This window comes from Cognatiyoonia koreensis, from assembly GCF_900109295.1.
GTDB lineage: Bacteria > Pseudomonadota > Alphaproteobacteria > Rhodobacterales > Rhodobacteraceae > Cognatiyoonia > Cognatiyoonia koreensis.
This window is the reverse complement of record NZ_FOIZ01000001.1, coordinates 625,078-641,526: the sequence shown is the minus strand read 5'-3', so window position 1 is coordinate 641,526 and position 16,449 is coordinate 625,078. Positions and strand designations below refer to the sequence as shown.

Annotated in this window: 12 protein-coding genes and 1 pseudogene; 8 read left to right on the top strand and 5 right to left on the bottom strand. The window is 57.0% G+C overall.

Features of this window, described 5'->3' with window-relative positions; all coding sequences use genetic code 11:
- Positions 1-127: 127 nt before the first annotated feature.
- The 5 genes from BMY44_RS03125 to BMY44_RS03105 form a co-directional block, all read right to left on the bottom strand.
- Positions 128-1,297 (bottom strand): beta-barrel domain-containing protein, encoded by a 1,170-nt coding sequence (locus BMY44_RS03125; protein ID WP_089990152.1) that lies wholly within the window; start codon positions 1,295-1,297, stop codon positions 128-130.
- A gap of 4 nt (positions 1,298-1,301) precedes the next feature.
- Positions 1,302-3,536 (bottom strand): ATP-binding cassette domain-containing protein, encoded by a 2,235-nt coding sequence (locus tag BMY44_RS03120; RefSeq protein ID WP_089990150.1) that lies wholly within the window; start codon positions 3,534-3,536, stop codon positions 1,302-1,304.
- A complete protein-coding gene (locus BMY44_RS03115) occupies positions 3,533-4,822 on the bottom strand; it encodes a TolC family protein (RefSeq protein WP_165611774.1) in 1,290 nt (429 codons plus the stop codon). The genes BMY44_RS03120 and BMY44_RS03115 overlap by 4 nt, the downstream gene beginning before the upstream one ends.
- A 118-nt stretch (positions 4,823-4,940) precedes the next feature.
- The gene (locus BMY44_RS03110) at positions 4,941-7,640 is read right to left on the bottom strand and encodes a BapA/Bap/LapF family prefix-like domain-containing protein (protein ID WP_089990146.1); all 2,700 of its coding nucleotides are present in this window, start codon (positions 7,638-7,640) and stop codon (positions 4,941-4,943) included.
- A 167-nt stretch (positions 7,641-7,807) separates the two neighbouring features.
- Positions 7,808-8,665, bottom strand: coding sequence for a YihY/virulence factor BrkB family protein (locus tag BMY44_RS03105; RefSeq protein WP_242650474.1), 858 nt, complete (start codon positions 8,663-8,665; stop codon positions 7,808-7,810).
- A 143-nt stretch (positions 8,666-8,808) separates the two neighbouring features.
- On the opposite strand from BMY44_RS03105, the gene BMY44_RS03100 reads away from it, so the two are divergent.
- The 8 genes and pseudogenes from BMY44_RS03100 (at position 8,809) to BMY44_RS03070 (ending at position 16,431) form a co-directional block, all read left to right on the top strand.
- Positions 8,809-9,438 carry a nucleoside/nucleotide kinase family protein gene (locus BMY44_RS03100; protein ID WP_089990141.1) on the top strand — a complete coding sequence of 210 codons (630 nt, stop codon included), beginning with the start codon at positions 8,809-8,811 and terminating at the stop codon, positions 9,436-9,438.
- A 161-nt stretch (positions 9,439-9,599) separates the two neighbouring features.
- Positions 9,600-9,812, top strand: a pseudogene (locus tag BMY44_RS18535) (alpha-D-glucose phosphate-specific phosphoglucomutase); the annotation flags it as partial.
- On the top strand, positions 9,801-10,520 hold the full coding sequence (locus BMY44_RS18355) for a paraquat-inducible protein A (protein ID WP_341349639.1): 720 nt from the start codon (positions 9,801-9,803) through the stop codon (positions 10,518-10,520). The pseudogene BMY44_RS18535 and the gene BMY44_RS18355, both read left to right, overlap by 12 nt.
- The gene (locus BMY44_RS03090) at positions 10,499-11,131 is read left to right on the top strand and encodes a paraquat-inducible protein A (RefSeq protein ID WP_242650473.1); all 633 of its coding nucleotides are present in this window, start codon (positions 10,499-10,501) and stop codon (positions 11,129-11,131) included. Before BMY44_RS18355 ends, BMY44_RS03090 begins: the two co-directional genes overlap by 22 nt.
- Positions 11,128-13,215: a PqiB family protein gene (locus BMY44_RS03085; RefSeq protein ID WP_089990131.1), complete on the top strand. Its 2,088-nt coding sequence runs from the start codon at positions 11,128-11,130 to the stop codon at positions 13,213-13,215. The genes BMY44_RS03090 and BMY44_RS03085 overlap by 4 nt, the downstream gene beginning before the upstream one ends.
- Before the next feature lie 2 nt (positions 13,216-13,217).
- Positions 13,218-13,778 carry a PqiC family protein gene (locus BMY44_RS03080; protein WP_089990128.1) on the top strand — a complete coding sequence of 187 codons (561 nt, stop codon included), beginning with the start codon at positions 13,218-13,220 and terminating at the stop codon, positions 13,776-13,778.
- Between the two features lie 73 nt (positions 13,779-13,851).
- Positions 13,852-14,109: a hypothetical protein gene (locus tag BMY44_RS03075; protein ID WP_131801564.1), complete on the top strand. Its 258-nt coding sequence runs from the start codon at positions 13,852-13,854 to the stop codon at positions 14,107-14,109.
- Between the two features lie 96 nt (positions 14,110-14,205).
- Entirely contained in the window at positions 14,206-16,431 is a 2,226-nt protein-coding gene (locus tag BMY44_RS03070; protein ID WP_089990122.1) for a M10 family metallopeptidase C-terminal domain-containing protein, read from the top strand.
- Positions 16,432-16,449: the final 18 nt, after the last annotated feature.

The window sequence follows — 16,449 nt, the reverse complement described above, 5'->3', positions numbered from 1 at the left end:
TGCGCAACTATGGCCCGGATTTGACATCAGCGAGGATATGTCGGGGCGTATGTGTTCGATTGAGAAAACTGCCGCACCCATAAGGTGCGGCAGTCCTCTGGAAATGTGGTGTTTGGCGCTTTGGAACTTAGGGCTCCTGCAACGCTTCCCCCCCACGGTAAAGCGGTTTGGTAAGATACTGCAGAACGGTCTTTTCGCCTGTGTGCAGTTCTACGGTTGTTTGCATGCCGGGCCGGATCACGATCTGGCTCTGACGGGCGTCGAGGTTTTCTGTATCGACACGCAACGTAACCTTGTAATGCGCCTGATCGTCCTGCCGGCGTTCGTCCTTGAAGGTATCAGCAGAGATAAACTGCACCTCGCCTTCGAGGCTTCCGTAGACGGTGTAGTCGTAAGCCGAGAATTTGATCGTGGCGAGCTGGCCAGGCACCACATTGGCGATGTCTTCCGGTTTTACCTGTGCTTCGACGAAAAGTTCGTCACCCAAAGGAGTCAGCTGAAAGATTTCTTCGCCCGGACGAATGACGCCACCGATGGTTGTGACCCCAAGGTTGTTCACGATCCCGCGCATGGGTGCACGAATGATTGTCCGTGACAGCTGATCGTTTGCAGTGCGCAAATCCTGCGTCAGAGACGCCAGTTCCTGCAAGGTCTTGGAATATTCCGAAGCGCGCTCAAGCTCTGCTTCGGTGATGATCTCGTTATACTTGATTTCAGCATCCGCGTTGCGCTTGCGCGCTGCAGTGACTTCGATCAGGGCCACAATTTCGCGGGCATACATATCTTCCATCGCGGCAAGTTCACGGCGCGTTTCTTCCAGCACGGCGCGGGCACCATCAACCTTGGTGACGTAGTCGGACTGGCGTGCACTCAGCAGAGCCTTTTCAGAGGCAACGATGGTCGGGCTGCGCGTGGCAATCTGTTCGGGCACGTCAAAATCGAACATGCCGCTGATTTCCGCTTCAAGTCGCAGACGCTTGATTTCATGTGCAAGAACCTGTTCTTCCAGATCGGCGACATTTGACGAAAACTGCGTGCCGCGCAGACGGGCCAGCACGTCGCCTTCCTGAACGACATCGCCTTCGCTCACCAGAAGCTCTGCAAGGATTCCCCCTTCAAGGTTCTGAATGATCTGTGGCCGCGACGCAGGCACAACCTCGCCCTGCGCGCGCACGATTTCGTCGAGCGGCGCGAACTTGGCCCAGAGTAGGAACAGGCCGACAGTGGCCAAAACGAGCCAGATCGTCAGGCTGGGGCCACGCATCTGGCCGGAAAATTCTGCGTCAATCGTTGCCATGTGCTTACCCGGCTTTCTTGTTCATATGTGCGAGGACCTCGTCACGCGGTCCGTCAACGGCCAAGCGGCCATTCTGCAAAATCATCGTGCGCGTCGTTAGAGACAGGATCGGTATGCGGTGTGTGGCGATCACGGCGGTGCGCCCTTCCAGCCATTCTTCCAGACGGCTGACAAGTGTGGATTCAAGTGTCTGATCGAGGGCCGCGGTCGGTTCATCCAGCAAACAGACGCTCGGGTCCTGCAGCCAAAGCCGCGCCCAGCCGATTGACTGGCGTTGCCCGATGGAAAGACCTTCACCACCGTCGCGGATTTCAAGATCCAGCCCTTTGGGGTGGTTGCGCACGAACGGGCCAAGGCCTGAAAAATCAAGTGCCGCTAGCAACCGCTCGTCGTCACGTTCCAGCAATGTCAGGTTCAGGTTCTCGCGCAGCGTTCCGGCAAACAGCCGGACTTCCTGGCTCAGATACCCGATAGAGCGGCGCAGATCGCGGGCCATCACCTGCCCCATGTCGACACCATCGATCAACACACGGCCCGATGTCGGACGGTGCAGACCGGACAGTACCTTGAGCAACGTCGATTTGCCCGACCCGTTCGCGCCCAGCACGGCAATCCGCTGGCCTGCTTCGATCCTGAGCGCGGGAATGTCGAGCGTCTTGGCCCCTTCTTCGTCGTAGGCATACCCCAACTCGCGCAATTCATATGCGCCTTTGATCTTTTCGCGGCGCAGATAGGTGCGTTCTTCTTCCATGTCCTGCGGCGCTTCCACGACATCATCCAGCATGTCGAGTGCGGCCTTGACGTTCGCCCAGCGCGCCAGTGTCGCGGCGAGACCTGTCAGCGGTCCCAGCGTGCGGCTTGTCAGGATGCCCACCGCGATGATCGTCCCGATTGTGAATTGTCCTTGAAAGACCATGAAGGTCCCGACGACGACTGCTGACACATAAGTCGCCTGCTGTACGCCCTGTGACCAGAAGGTCAGGGTTGTGGCCAGCTTGCGCTGTTCGGATGTCGCGAGCGAAGAAAGTGCTGTCAGTTCGCCCCAGATCCGGCGGAACCGTTCCTCGCCGCGTTGCGACTTGATCGTATCAGCATCGTAGATCGCTTCGTGCAGCAGGCGCGACGACTTGGTCGAAGCGCCCTGTGTTGCAAGCGTGAGCTCCATCATCTTCTTTTGCATAAAGAATGATGGCAGCACCATCAGGATACCCCCGATAAACAACACCCAAACAACGTTTCCGCCGATCGACGCGACAAGCGCCAGAAACAGAACGATGAATGGCAAATCGGTCAAGGTGCCGATGGTTGATGCGGTAAAGAACTCACGGATCGAGCTGAATTCGCGGACAGCTGCAAAGGTGTTCGAGGGCGATTGCCCCGGTCGGCCTGCCTGCATGCCCAGCAGTCTGTCCATCAGCATGTTCTGAATACGCAATTCGATCCGGCGACCGGCCCCGTCCATCAGGCGCGCGCGCGCGATGCGCAGGAAGGCTTCAAGCAACAATGCAATGCCAGCACCGATTGCCAGCACCATCAGCGTCGAGGTCGATTGATGAGGAATGACGCGATCATAAACCTGCAACGAAAACAGGGCGACCGCGACGGCCAGAAGGTTGGCGACGAAAGACCCAAGCGCGACCTCAAAGATGATGCGGCGGAACTTGGAGATTTCGCCCCAGAACCAATGGGCCTTTTGCCCCTTTTTGGCATGTCGGGTTGTCAGCTCCTGCACGGCAATATCCGCCCGGATCACACGCCCGCCAAAGTAGGGCAGAAATTCCGCCATGCTCACTTCGGCGCGATTATCTTTGCAGGTGGTATCGTAGACGGTCAGTGTATCGCCCGCCTGTGCCAGCACCAATACCACCTGCCCCGATGTCATTTCAGCCAAAGCAGGCCAATCAGTTGCCTTGGGATGACGGATGTCATTGACCACGGTGATCAATCCAACCTCTGACAATGCTGCCGCAATGGCCTCGCTGCCCAGATCTTCGCTTTCATCAATGGTCAGCCGTTCCAGCAGGTCGGATTTTTGCAGCTCGACACCCAGAAAGCCGGCGTAAATGCTGGACACTTCTGCCCGCGCGTCTGCCTTTTCGTTGAAACGGTTGATCGCCGGAGACGGTGCCGGATCATTGGCAACCTCTTCCACGGGCAGCTCAATCTGCTTTGGTTCAATACGGGCCAGCTTGGCACCGCGCGTCGCGTTCATGTCAAACGCAAGGATTGGTCCGCTCATATCTGGTCCCCATTCACCAACACGCCCTTCAGGGCGGCAATCTTCAAATCCACACGCGCAACGTCGTACCGCAACGCCGCAGCCTCGCGTTCCGTGCGGACCTTCGTTTCAAAAATGCCAACGGCTTCGGGAACGGTGCGCTGTCCGGCCCGCTGCTGTTCTGCAAAAATATCGTAGTTTGCCGCAGCTTGTGCGGCGAGCGTCTGCGCCTGTGCTTCCTGTCGGCGCAAAGATGTCAATTCGCCCTCCAGGGCACGCAGGCGGCGATTTGCGTCTTCCTGCACCTGCCCGACACGGGCCTGCGCGGCTGCGCGCTGCTGTTCGATGGCCTCAAGATTGGCACCAAGACCAAAACCGATGCCATTGGCCGCCCCGACCGTCAGCCCGCCACTGCCGCCATCGGCGAGGTTGCCACTTGCAGTCAGGCTCGGGAGAAAGCCTGCGCGGGCAACGGTTGCCTCGGCGACAGCGCGGGTTGCCTCAGCTTCAGCTTTCATGACGCTGAGGGGCTGCGCTGTCAGATCCGTGGTGAGGGAGGAGACACCAGAGATACCCGTCACCGGGCTTGCGGACATCGCAGAGAGTTCGGAAAGCGCCGCGGCTGCGGCTTCTTGGTCTGACGCCATATCGGCGCGCATCTGGTTCAGCTTTTGCTGTACAATTTGCAGATCAACACGGCCGGACACACCGCCACGGACCCGTTCAGACATGATGTATTCAAAGCGTTCCATCTTTGACATTGCGGCCTTGTTGACCTCTGCGCGGGCGAGCGCCTGCTGCGCAGTCAGGTAAAGCTCCAGACCTTGAAGAACGCGGTCGTTCGTATCTTGGGCAAGGGTCACAGCTGCGACTTCGACGTCAGCGGCAGCATAATCGCGTTCAGCCCGCTTGCGTCCGTTGTCGAACAGGACAGCATCGACAACCAGGCCAGTGACAACATCGCCAAGCGACGTCAGGCTGACTGTAGGGCCAAGCGTCGGCAGCCAGTTGTTGGCCCTTGCCTGTGATCTCAGCTTTGCTGCACGCAGGTCAGCCTCGGCGGCGCGGGAATTCGCGGCCAGCACGGCGCTTGCCACGTCTTGGTATGGGCCAGATTGCAAAACGGACCGCCGGTTCAGCAGTCCGTTGATAATTTCCGATTGTGTGCCATTGGCCTGCTCGACCTCAAGCGTCTGCGCAGGGGCGGATGCATTCGCAGCCTTGTCGCCGCCAAGCATGGACAGAGGCGCATCAAGGTTCAAACCATCTGTCGGCAGACATGCAGGCAGTGCGAACACTGCAAGCAACACCGCTGCCCGAGATAGATTTGCCCTGCCCTCTTTCATACCGCCTGCCCCCCGAAGTGTTTTTGTTTTTTGTCCCGGGTCGGGAAGTAGGGGCGCATGTGCTGCGCCCCTAGAAGTCTTAGACCACGTTCTGGTTGAACATGATGTCGCTGTTGATGATCAGCTGCCCGCCATCATCGCCAACGCTGTAGACGTCATAGTCCTTGCCGTTGATCGTCTCGGTTCCGGTCTTGGCGGCTGCACCGTCCAGATTGACCGTATCCGTATCACGACCGTGGATCACAAGGATGTTGTCATTGGCAGACATCGCTTCCAGATCGGCTGTGGACAGATCGACGACGCTGTCTTCGGCGTGCTCCAGATCAATCGCACCGATGTTGAAGCCATCCAGTGCACCGGCAGTGATATCGACGTTGTCATTGCCGTTCACGTCCAGCACCATAAGCGTCGAATTGGTGTTACCCGCATCGTCCTCTTTCTGGACCACCAGATGCGAGCCGTTGGGCACCACATACTCGTCATCAAAGCCGTAGTAGATGTTCCCACCGACTTGGCCACCCGTTGCCGCGATCTCTTTCGCGCCACCGGCGGCACCTTCGCCGACCTGATGGATCGTGACGTCGTTTTCGCCGCTGATCACGTCAGAGCTTGCGCGGATGATCGCACCTGCCGTGTCGTTTTGCACTTCGATGAAGCCTGTCACGTCCGCCGCATCAGGCGCGTCGGTATCGACAGCAAAGGTTTCGTTGATTGAAGCTTTGTTGCCAGCCGCATCTGTTGCGTCGATCTTGACCACTGCGTCATATGTGCCCGATGGGATTTCATTCGCATCGAATGTAACGGTCCATGTCCCGTCGCTGGTCACTGTTGCCGCCTTCGTGACGCCTTCGAATGTGGCTTTCACCGTAGAGCCCTTTTCGACCACACCCGTCAGTGTGATGCCATCGGACGCTTCTGCGTTGTTGACCACATCGTCGCCCTCAATCGGGCTGGATGTCGACGCAAGACGGTTGACGTATGTATCCAGTGTTACCGTGCCGCTTGTTGTTGCAACGTTGCCGGCTTCATCAGTCGCAACGACCGCTACAGGCAGATCCGTTTCGATATTGCCGGTGGGCAGTTCGCCTCCGGTATAACCGACGGCCCAGTTACCATCCGAGTCAGCCTGCGTTTCGCGCGTGATACCCTGGAACGTCACTTCGACCATCGCATTCGGATCGGTTTCACCGCTCAGCAGCACGCCGTCACCGCGTTCAACCGCGTTGATCACACCATCCACACCACCGCCGGTTTCTTCCAGCGTGACGTCGATTTCAGTGTCGATGGTGATGTCGCGTGTCGTCGTTGCAACGTTGCCCGCAGCATCCGTCGCCGTTGCGGTGACCGGTGCCTCAAGTTCGCCTGTTGGCACTTCAGAGGCTGTGAAACTTGCGCTCCAGTTGCCGCTGCCATCGGCCGTCACAGTGCGGGTTCCCGTACCGAAGGTTACAACAACGCTGGCGCCGGCTTCTGTCGTGCCGGTGATATCTACACCGTCGGACTGTTCAACTGCGTTGACAACCCCGTCGCCCTCGACGTTGCGATAGTTGATTGTGACATCAAGCTCGGTATCCACATGGACCGAACCGGACGCCGTGGCTGTATTTCCGAACGCATCAGTGGAAACCGCAGTCACGCCCAGATCATATGTGCCTTCCGCAACTTCGGAAGATGCGAAAGTCGCTGTCCACGTACCTTCGGACGTCGCCATGACAGTTTGCGTCGCGCCACCGGATGTCGTGACAACCACTGTCGCGTTCGCTTCGGCCAGGCCGTTTACGGTAACGCCGTCAACATGCTCGACCTCGTTGACAGTACCGTCGCCGCCAGCTGCGCTGGTATCGATTGTGACCGTCGTGATCGTGTCGATGACAAGCGTGTCGGTTGCAGTGGTAGACCCGCCTTCGTTCGTAACCGTGATGCTGACGCCAGTTTCATATTCACCGCCCTCAACCTCTTCGGTTGTCAGTGAAACAGTCCAGGTGCCATCTTCACCGATGACCACATCCTTGGTGACGTCGCCGACAGTGATCGTTCCGGTCGCACCAGGGGTTCCAGTGCCGGAGATTTCGACCCCATCAGAATGATCTTCGTCGTTTACTGTGTGACCAACGCTCTTGACGCCATCCGTGATCGCAACTTCCGGGGGATCAATTGGATCGGGGTCAACCGGATCTGGATCGACGGGATCAGGATCAACAGGATCGGGGTCTTCCCCACCCGGGCTGACCGCCCCACCTTCGCCGCCTTCACTGCCGCCGCTTAGCAACAGCGCGCCACCAAGACCAGCAGCACCGATCGCCGCTGTGCTGCCAAGGCCACCAAGGCCGCCCAGAAGCGGAACGCCCAACATGCCCGCGTCGGGGCCAGACGGCTCTACGCCTGCGATGGCAATGCCGCCGTCATCGGTGAAATAAAGTGCGTCGTCAGGCGACCACTTACCAAAAGCGTCCGCGTCAACATATTGACCGTAAAGCAGGTTGCCCTCACCTGCGACCAACTGGACTTCGGCCAACTGGCCGCTTGCAGACAGGAACAGCTTGTTCTCTGCGACACCATCCGGAGAAAAGAAGCCCTGCAGTGTAATCGTCTGGCCATCAACCAGTGTGATTTGCAGTGCTTGCCCATTGCGCGTGTAGGAAAGAACGCTGTTGCGCTGGAGGTTCAGAGAGATGTCCTGCCCTGCTCCAACAACAATTGAATCAGAACCGGATGCCCCAACGGCTCCACGTTCCACGACGCCCGCGTCTCCACGGACAACGAAATTAATCGCTGACATAATACTGCTCCGCCTCATATGCGCGCCCTCATTCACGGGGTCGCGTCAATTTTCATTAGAAACACCGTATCTAGGGTGTTCTTCGATTTCTAGGGGGAATTTTGCGCAAAGATCGCCCGAATTCCGGCAAACTTTTGCCACAATTCAATTTTTTCAGAATTTGCTAGCTATTCCGAAACCGGGTCGCCCGCCACTTTTCCGTGAATGTGTAGATTTAATGCCGCACCTAGCAGAATGAGATAGGCCGTAATGTAAAGCCAAAGCAACATACCGATCACGGCACCAATCGAACCGTAGACCTCATTGTAACTCGCGAAGTTGGAAAGATAGTAAGACAACCCGAATGACGCAGCGATCCAAAGGAAGATGACGGTCACCGCGCCGATGGTAAACCAGCGCAGCCGAGCGTGGCGCTGGTTTGGCCCGAAACGGTAAAGCAGGCTTAACGCCGCATAGAGCGCGACCAACGCAACGACCCAGCGCACGCCTTCAAGCACATTAGCGTTTCCTTCGGTCAGCGGGGCGAATGCCAGAATGATCGGCGCGACAATAACCGCGAACAAGGCCGTAACCGCCAGCGCGACAAGGCAGATCGTCAAAGTCAACGCCACGACGATCTGCTTGATGCCGTTGCGGGGTGGGCGTTTTGCGATTTCGTTCAGACCGCCGATCAGGCCTGCGACCCCTGCCCGTGCAGCCCAAAGCGCCAGCGCAATGGATACGAAAGTCGCCCAGCCAAGCGTCTCTCCACGCGCGCCAAGAAGCCGCATTATCTGACCGGTCAGAATTGCATAAGCATCGCTTGGGATGATGTCTTTCATCAGTGCCAACTGTTCGGCGACAACAACCGGATCCGCAAGAAGACCAAAAACAGCGATCACCGCCGCGATCGCCGGAAAGATTGCAAACATGCCGAAGAACGCCACACCGGCAGAGATCAAACCGATGTTTCGATCCGATGCAGTTGTCCAAACACCAAACAACATGCGGTAAAACCGCAGATACCATGGCTTTTCAACTTCCAAGCGCTCATCCCTTTGTCTTTGCGCTTACTTAGTGCGCAAGCCTGCCTCTGACCATCGGCAGTTTCAAGCCGAGGGGCATTTTTTCGTCGCGGGGCCGTAATCGTTCGGCTAAGACAGACGAAAAAGCGAAGACAGGCAGACACGTGCAAGATATTTCACATCACATCAACCAGTTGGCTGATCGGATCTACGCGCTCAAAGCCACGCAGGACCGGATTATCATTGCCGTTGCGGGTGCGCCGGGCAGCGGTAAATCGACACTGGCAAGTGAACTGAGCCGCCGCCTGAGCGACCAGAAAACGCGAAATGTCGTTGTCCCCATGGACGGTTTTCACCTCGACAACCGCATTCTAGAGGATCGCGGCCTGATGCAGCGCAAGGGCGCGCCGGAAACCTTTGATGCCGGCGGACTTGTCAGGTTGGTCAAGGCTCTTGCATCCGCAGAAGACGTCTATGCACCGGTTTTCGACCGGCCCCGCGATCTTGCGATTGCTGGCGCTGTGCATATTCCACCCGACTGCCCCGTGATCATTGTCGAAGGGAATTACCTGCTTTTCGATGAAGACCCGTGGACCGAGTTGCAGCAATACTGGGATATTACTGCATTCCTTGACGTACCAATGCCCGAGCTGCGTGCGCGGCTAATCCAGCGCTGGCTCAATCTCAACTACAGCCGGACAGTGGCAACCCGCCGCGCTGAAAGCAATGATATCCCCAACGCGCAAAGGGTGCGCGACCATATCATCACAGCAGAGTTTACGTTGACGCCCTGAGGTCACTTTTACCTGAACACGATCGCGTAACAAACTGTTTTAATGTAGATAAATTATGTTGAAATGCCCACAGACTAGAAACTTTTGGGATCACTGCGCGATGCTGAAATGGTTTCGAGCTGAGGTGAGGAAGGTGCCGGCAACGGCGGAAAAACAGACAGGGCATACGCATTTACTTTGTGGAACAGGCGCGCAATGTGTTTCGTCTTTCAGGCACCTGTAAAGATGAGGCAACCTTGCGGGTCTTCCTGAAACAGCGTGCGGCCCGGGACAATGGAACCCCCGCATGTCTCGATCTGAATCCGCAAAATGCGATGGCGGACTTGGCCAAAGCAGCAGATAATTTGACACGGATCACGGAAATGACAAACCCTAAAAAGCCTGACGTCATCACGCGATTGCGCGGTGGCGTCGGCGCGACGCTGGGTATATACGGCTCGCATCTGCCATTCACGAACGCACCATTAATGTCGCTGCCGCCCCTTTCTGATCTTGTTGCTTGCCCGCATTGCGACACGCTGCACGTCGCCACTTCGCTCGCGGCGGGTGAAAAGGCGTATTGCCAGCGTTGCGGCATCGCGATCATGACGCATCAGCCCGAAGCGTTTGCCCGGATCCTCGCGCTTGCGCTTACGGCATTTGTCTTGATGCTTGCTGCGATCAGTTTTCCGTTTCTCGACCTCGACGTGGCAGGCAACCACAATGCAACGTCGGTTGTGGGTGCAATCCTTGCATTTAACGACGGGCTTGCCATCCCGCTTGCAATAGCTGTTGCATTTTTCATCATCATTCTGCCACTCACCCGACTTGCAGCGCTGATCTATGTGATCGGGCCGCTTGTGCGCGGTCAACGACCACGCAAGGGCGCACGTGCGATGTTCAGGCTGGCGTCGCGACTGCGGCCATGGGCGATGGCGGAAATCTTCATGGTCGGGGTGACTGTTGCCCTGATCAAGGTCGCCGGTCTTGCGACCGTGACGATCGGCCCTGCGTTCTGGGCTTTCGCCGGACTCGTGGTGATCACGGTTCTCAAAGATCAACTCATCTGCAGGTATTCGATTTGGGAAGCGCTGGACACATAGACGGGCTGATCACCGCCCGCGAAGCCGGTCTTGTCGCCTGCCAGAACTGTGGGCAGGTGCACGAGGCCAACGCCACGGTTTGCATCCGTTGCGAAGGGCGTATTGCCAGCCGCAAGCCGCAAAGCCTGCAAAATGTCTGGGCCTGGCTGATCGCCGGTATCATCACCTTCATCCCGGCGAACGTCTACCCGATGCTGCGCACTAACACGCTGGTCGAAAGCAGCGAAAGTACGATCATCGGCGGTGTTGTGGAACTGATTCACTATGGAAACTACGGGATTGGGGCCATCGTATTTATCGCGTCGATCCTGATTCCGTTGGGCAAGTTCCTTGCGATCATCTATCTTGCGCTTTCGGTGCAGAAGCGGTCTGTACTGAACATGCACCAGCGCCACAAACTCTATGATATCGTTGAATTTATCGGACGATGGTCCATGATTGACGTCTTCGTCGTCGCAATTCTTTCAGCCCTCGTCCAACTGAATACCGTCGCCTCAATCAACCCGGGAATTGCTGCTGTAAGCTTCGCGCTTTCGGTGATATTCACCATGCTTGCGGCGCAGAGTTTTGACCCCCGCATGATCTGGGACGCCGATAGGAAATCTGAATGAGCGATACACAAGAACCTGCAAAAATGGACGTGCGCCCGGCAAAGGCGAAGGGCGTCAGGCGCGTCTCATTTGTCTGGCTCGTGCCCTTGGTCGCTTTGGCCGTGTCTCTTGGTGTGGCCTATCAGAATTACGCTAGTCGCGGGACACTGATTGAAATCACCTTCGAAAATGCGTCCGGTATCAAGGCTGGCGAAACACTCATCAAATATCGCGATGTCGAAGTCGGCCGCGTAGAGGGCGTGACCTTTGCCGACGGCCTAGGCGATGTCGTCGTCACGGCAGAGATCGACAAGGAAGTCGCCGTATTTCTTGATGATGATGCGCAGTTCTGGGTTGTTCAACCGGACGTGTCGCTGCGCGGCGTGTCAGGTCTGTCCACTGTTCTTTCAGGTGTCTACATTGAAGGTAGCTGGGATACAGAAAACGATGTGCAGCAGTATGTCTTTACAGGTCTTGAAGAACCGCCGCTGATAAGGCCGAACCAACGGGGAACGCAGATCGTATTGCGCTCTCGCGATGGCAGCAGCCTCGCGGATGGTGCGCCGATCTTGCACAAGGGAATTCAGGTCGGATATCTTGAAACACCACGGCTTGCGTCCGATGGCCAAAGCGTTGTCGTGAATGCCTTTGTCGAAGATCCCTATGATCGCCGCATCACCACCTCGACACGGTTTTGGGATTCCTCTGGTTTCTCCGTCAACTTTGGTACGGCTGGCCTACAGCTGAACGTGAGCTCGCTTGCCTCCCTGATCGAGGGCGGCATCGCATTCGACACGGTTGTGTCTGGTGGGCAGCCCATTCGGGACGGTCAGGTGTTCGATCTGTTTCAAGATGAATCTACCGCACGCGACAGCCTGTTTGCCGACCCGGATCGGCCGGTTCTGAATGTTGCCGTTCTTTTTGACGGGTCCGTTAGTGGTCTGACGAAAGGGTCAGAAGTCCGCTTTCAGGGTATCCGCATCGGCGAGGTCACCGAACTTTCGGCCGTCGTCGTCGATAATCGCAACGTCGCACAAGTACAGCTACGTACGGTGCTTGCAATCGAACCCGAACGGCTCGGCCTTGGTGAAAACGCGTCTACCGAGGATGCACTTGGCTTTCTTTCGGATTTTGTTCGACAGGGCCTGCGCGCACGCCTGACGACAGGAAACATCCTGTCAGGATCGCTCATCGTTGAATTTGTCGAAGTTGAAGACGCACCTATCGCTGTGTTGAACACCGACGCTGAACCCTACCCGCTCTTCCCGATTACCGAATCCGCGATCACCGATGTCGCCGACAGTGCCGAGGACGTTCTGACCCGCATCAACAACCTGCCGGTCGAGAAATTGATGGAAGGTGCCATCGACCTGATGGACAGCCTTGAACGGCTCGCCAACGAAGACAGCTTTCGCGAGGCACCGCAGGAACTGGTCGCCCTGCTTGAAGATACGCGCAACCTGATCGGGTCAGAAGACATTCAGGCCGTACCAGCCGAACTGCGCAGCGTCATTGACGGCTTTGATAGTATCGTTACCGATATTGCCCAGGCACAACTGGCCGCAAAACTGACCGAAACGCTCGATAGCGCGAATGCACTCACCGCAAACCTGCAAGCGGGCACCGAAAACCTGCCTGCCGTGACCGCGCAATTAGAAGAACTGACGACGAAAGCCAACGCGCTAGAACTTGAAGCGCTGGTCAGTGAAGCCACGGCAACGCTGGACAGCATCAACACGCTGGTCGGCAGCGAATCCACGCAGGACATTCCTGCCTCCCTTTCCGCTGCGCTGGACGAAATGTCCTTGTTTCTTGAAGAAGTGCGCGAAGGTGGAGCAATCAACAACGTAAACGCGGCACTCGCCTCGGCCAGCGAAGCTGCACAGGCGATCGAACAATCCGTCGAAGGATTGCCCGCGCTGGCGAGCCGCGCCAACTCACTTGTCGCGCAGACAGAGGCCGTGATCTCTGGCTATGGCGACCGGTCGCGTTTCAACAACGAAACACTGGCGACATTGCGCGAGATTCAAGCAGCAGCCGACGCGGTTTCCGCTCTGGCACGCACGATCCAACGAAATCCAAACTCACTTCTGACAGGGCGATAATCATGTACACGAAACTTTTTGCCGCCCTTGCGCTTGCACTTTTGACAGCCTGTTCGGGTCCATCCAACCGATTGGACATGAGCCCGGTACAGTCCCAGCTGCAGCTGCGCGCGCTTGTCAGCTCTGTGATGGTGCGAACGGTGTCCCTGCCGACCTATGCCGCGTCGGAAGAAATTGCCGTCGAAGTCGCACCGGGGATCATCGGGACCAGCGCTGATGTCCTTTGGGCGGACGATCCGGAACGTGCGGTCACGCTGTCCATGACCCGTCATCTCGACAAGATCCTAAGCGCAACTGTCGGGCCCGACCCCTGGCCGTTCGCCGGCCTGCCAGATGTCGCCGTTGAGGTGCAGGTGTCACAGATGCTTGCGGGTGCGGACGGTATCTTCCGGTTTACAGGCCAGTATTACATCGGTGGCGACGGAATCGACTTTCCGAACCGCTCAACCAGCTTCGACATCTCCCGCCCGCTGATCGGCGAAGGCACTGCTGCGGTCGCGCGGGCCCAGGCAGAAGCCATTCTTGAACTGTCCGAGGATATTGCGCGGAAACTCGCACGCTGACGAACAGGTGTTATTGCCTATCAACTCGTGAAACTGGCACATCTGGCCTGACATGCATAACAGGATTCCAAATATGACACGCATCATCTTCACCGCACTCGCCGCGCTTTCAATATCCGGCACCGCAGCACTTGCCTGCACAACCGAAGACGTGCAGGCCCGTCAGGATGCGCTTGTCGCCGCTGTTCAGGCGCTCGTCGCCACGGACCCGGCAAAGGCGCAATCTATCGTTCTTAAAATGCAGCAGGATATGGATGCCGCGGCTGCAAACAATGACGATGAAGCCGTTTGCCAGATCATGGACGAAGCACTGGCCGCCGCGCAAGAATAAGGCAACTGCCCACTGCTGGACATCGAACTTCCATATTGACGCCCCAACACCATGCGATCCGTCCGGAACGCGTGGGGGCGCTGAGATGGGTTCGACATGGCATCCGTATTTGAGAACGAAGATACAACAGGTATCGACACGCCTTACCAGATCGCTGCGGGCGACACATTTACTGGCGTCATTTCAAGGAATTACGACCGCGACTACGTGGCTGTTTACCTGACCGCTGGTCAGTCACACAAGATTTCTGTCGGCGCGAGCAATTACGCAAACATGACCGGCACACTGCTTGATGGTGACGGGAATGATCTTGCCAACTTCCTCGAAACGCGCGGCGATACGCAGCTGCATTACACGCCAGAACAAAGCGGCATCTACTATGTCGCGGTCGGCATGGATATCACGCAAACGGGCACATATGATGTCAGTGTCGTCGAAGACAATGATTACGGTCTCGTCGACATCATGGAAATCGTTTCCCAACTGCAGACTGGCTACTGGCTCGAAGCCAACGAGACACCATCCAGGTGGAACGTGCAGGTCGGTGATGTGATCACATATGACCTTTCTGATCTGACCAACGACGGCAAGGAACTGGCCCGCTGGGCCTTTGCCGAATGGGAAGAAACCATCGGAATCGACTTCACCGAAGTGACAAGCGGCGGTGACATCACTTTTGGTGACGACGACTACGGCGGGTATGAATACCACTCTTCACAGGGCGGCTATACCACCGAAGCCTTCATCAATGTCGAAGCCTACTATTCCTCGGAATACAGCGGCATCGGCGGCTATGGCTATTACGTGTTCCTGCACGAAATCGGCCATGCGCTTGGTCTTGGCCATGGCGGCCACTACAACGGCGACGCCGATTATGCGCGCGACAGCCTGTGGCAAAACGATACGATGATGACCTCCATCATGTCGTATTTCGATGCTGATGATGACGTCCACAACCAGACGAACGCCGGCTGGGCGGTCACTCCGATGTGGGCCGACCGCCTTGCATTGCAGGACTACTACGGAACGCCTGACATCAACGATGGCGATACGCGTTACGGCACGAATGGCAACAATGGTGGTGCCTTCCAGATTGCAATGGACGCGCTGACGGGCAAGACGGACAATCGCAATATCAGCGACGAATATATGCTGTTCACGATTCAGGACACCGGCGGGATCGACACGTTCGACGCGTCCGGTTTCAAGAATGCGCAGGAAATCGACCTGCGCGGTGGCGAGTTGATGACCGCATTCGACAACCCCAACGGGCTGTTCATCATGCCCGGCACCGTAATCGAAAACGCGGTGGGATCATCATTTGACGATCTGATCAAAGGCAACGGAACGCGCAACCGTCTGGAAGGCAGTGGTGGTGACGACATTATCAAAGGCCTCGGTGGCAACGACTATCTGTTTGGCGGGTCGGGCAATGACAGGATCTATGGTGGATCTGGCAATGATCTGATCAAGGCTGTCAGCGGCAAAGAACATTTTGATGGTGGCGCTGGAGATGACTATATCAGCTACTACAACAGCTCCAAAGGCGTGCGCATCAACCTGTCAAAGGACGAAGTATCCGGTGGTGCCGGCGCAAACGATTCCATTCGTAATTTCGAAGGTGCCAGTGGCTCCAAAACGGGTGACGATGTCATTGCAGGGACCAGCGGTGACAATATTATCAAGACCTTTGGTGGCGATGATCGCGTCTTTGGCGGGCGCGGTGATGACAGGATCGAACTTGGCGACGGCGATGACTTCGTGCGGGCAGGTGGCGGTGAAGAGACGTTTTATGGCGGTTCCGGGCGCGACACCATCAGCTATGAAAAGGCGGGAAGCGGTGTCCGGCTGGACCTTTACAAGGATACGGCGTCCGGCGGCTGGGCCACAAACGACACGATCGACAGCTTTGAAAACGCTGAAGGCTCAAAGGGTGACGATGTCATTCTCGGCACCGTTGGGGGTAATGTCATCAAGGGTAATCGCGGCGACGACAAGCTGATCGGGCGCAGTGGCAATGATACGCTTTTTGGCGGATCAGGCGACGACTTCTTTGACGGCGGGACCGGTCGCGATGTCCTGTATGGCGGCAGCGGCGCGGATGTATTCCACTTTGACAAGGGTGAAGATCGCGACTTTATCAAAGGGTTCGAAAACAACGTCGACACGTTGCAGTTCGACGGCTTTGCATCCGGATTCGACGCCTTCGACTTCGCCGAACAACGCGACAATGACGTCATCTTCCGCTTTGGAAACGGCGATACGGTCGTCGTCGAAGATATACGGCTGGCTCAACTCAGCAACGACATCGAATACGTCTAGGACGTCGATTTGTCGCAG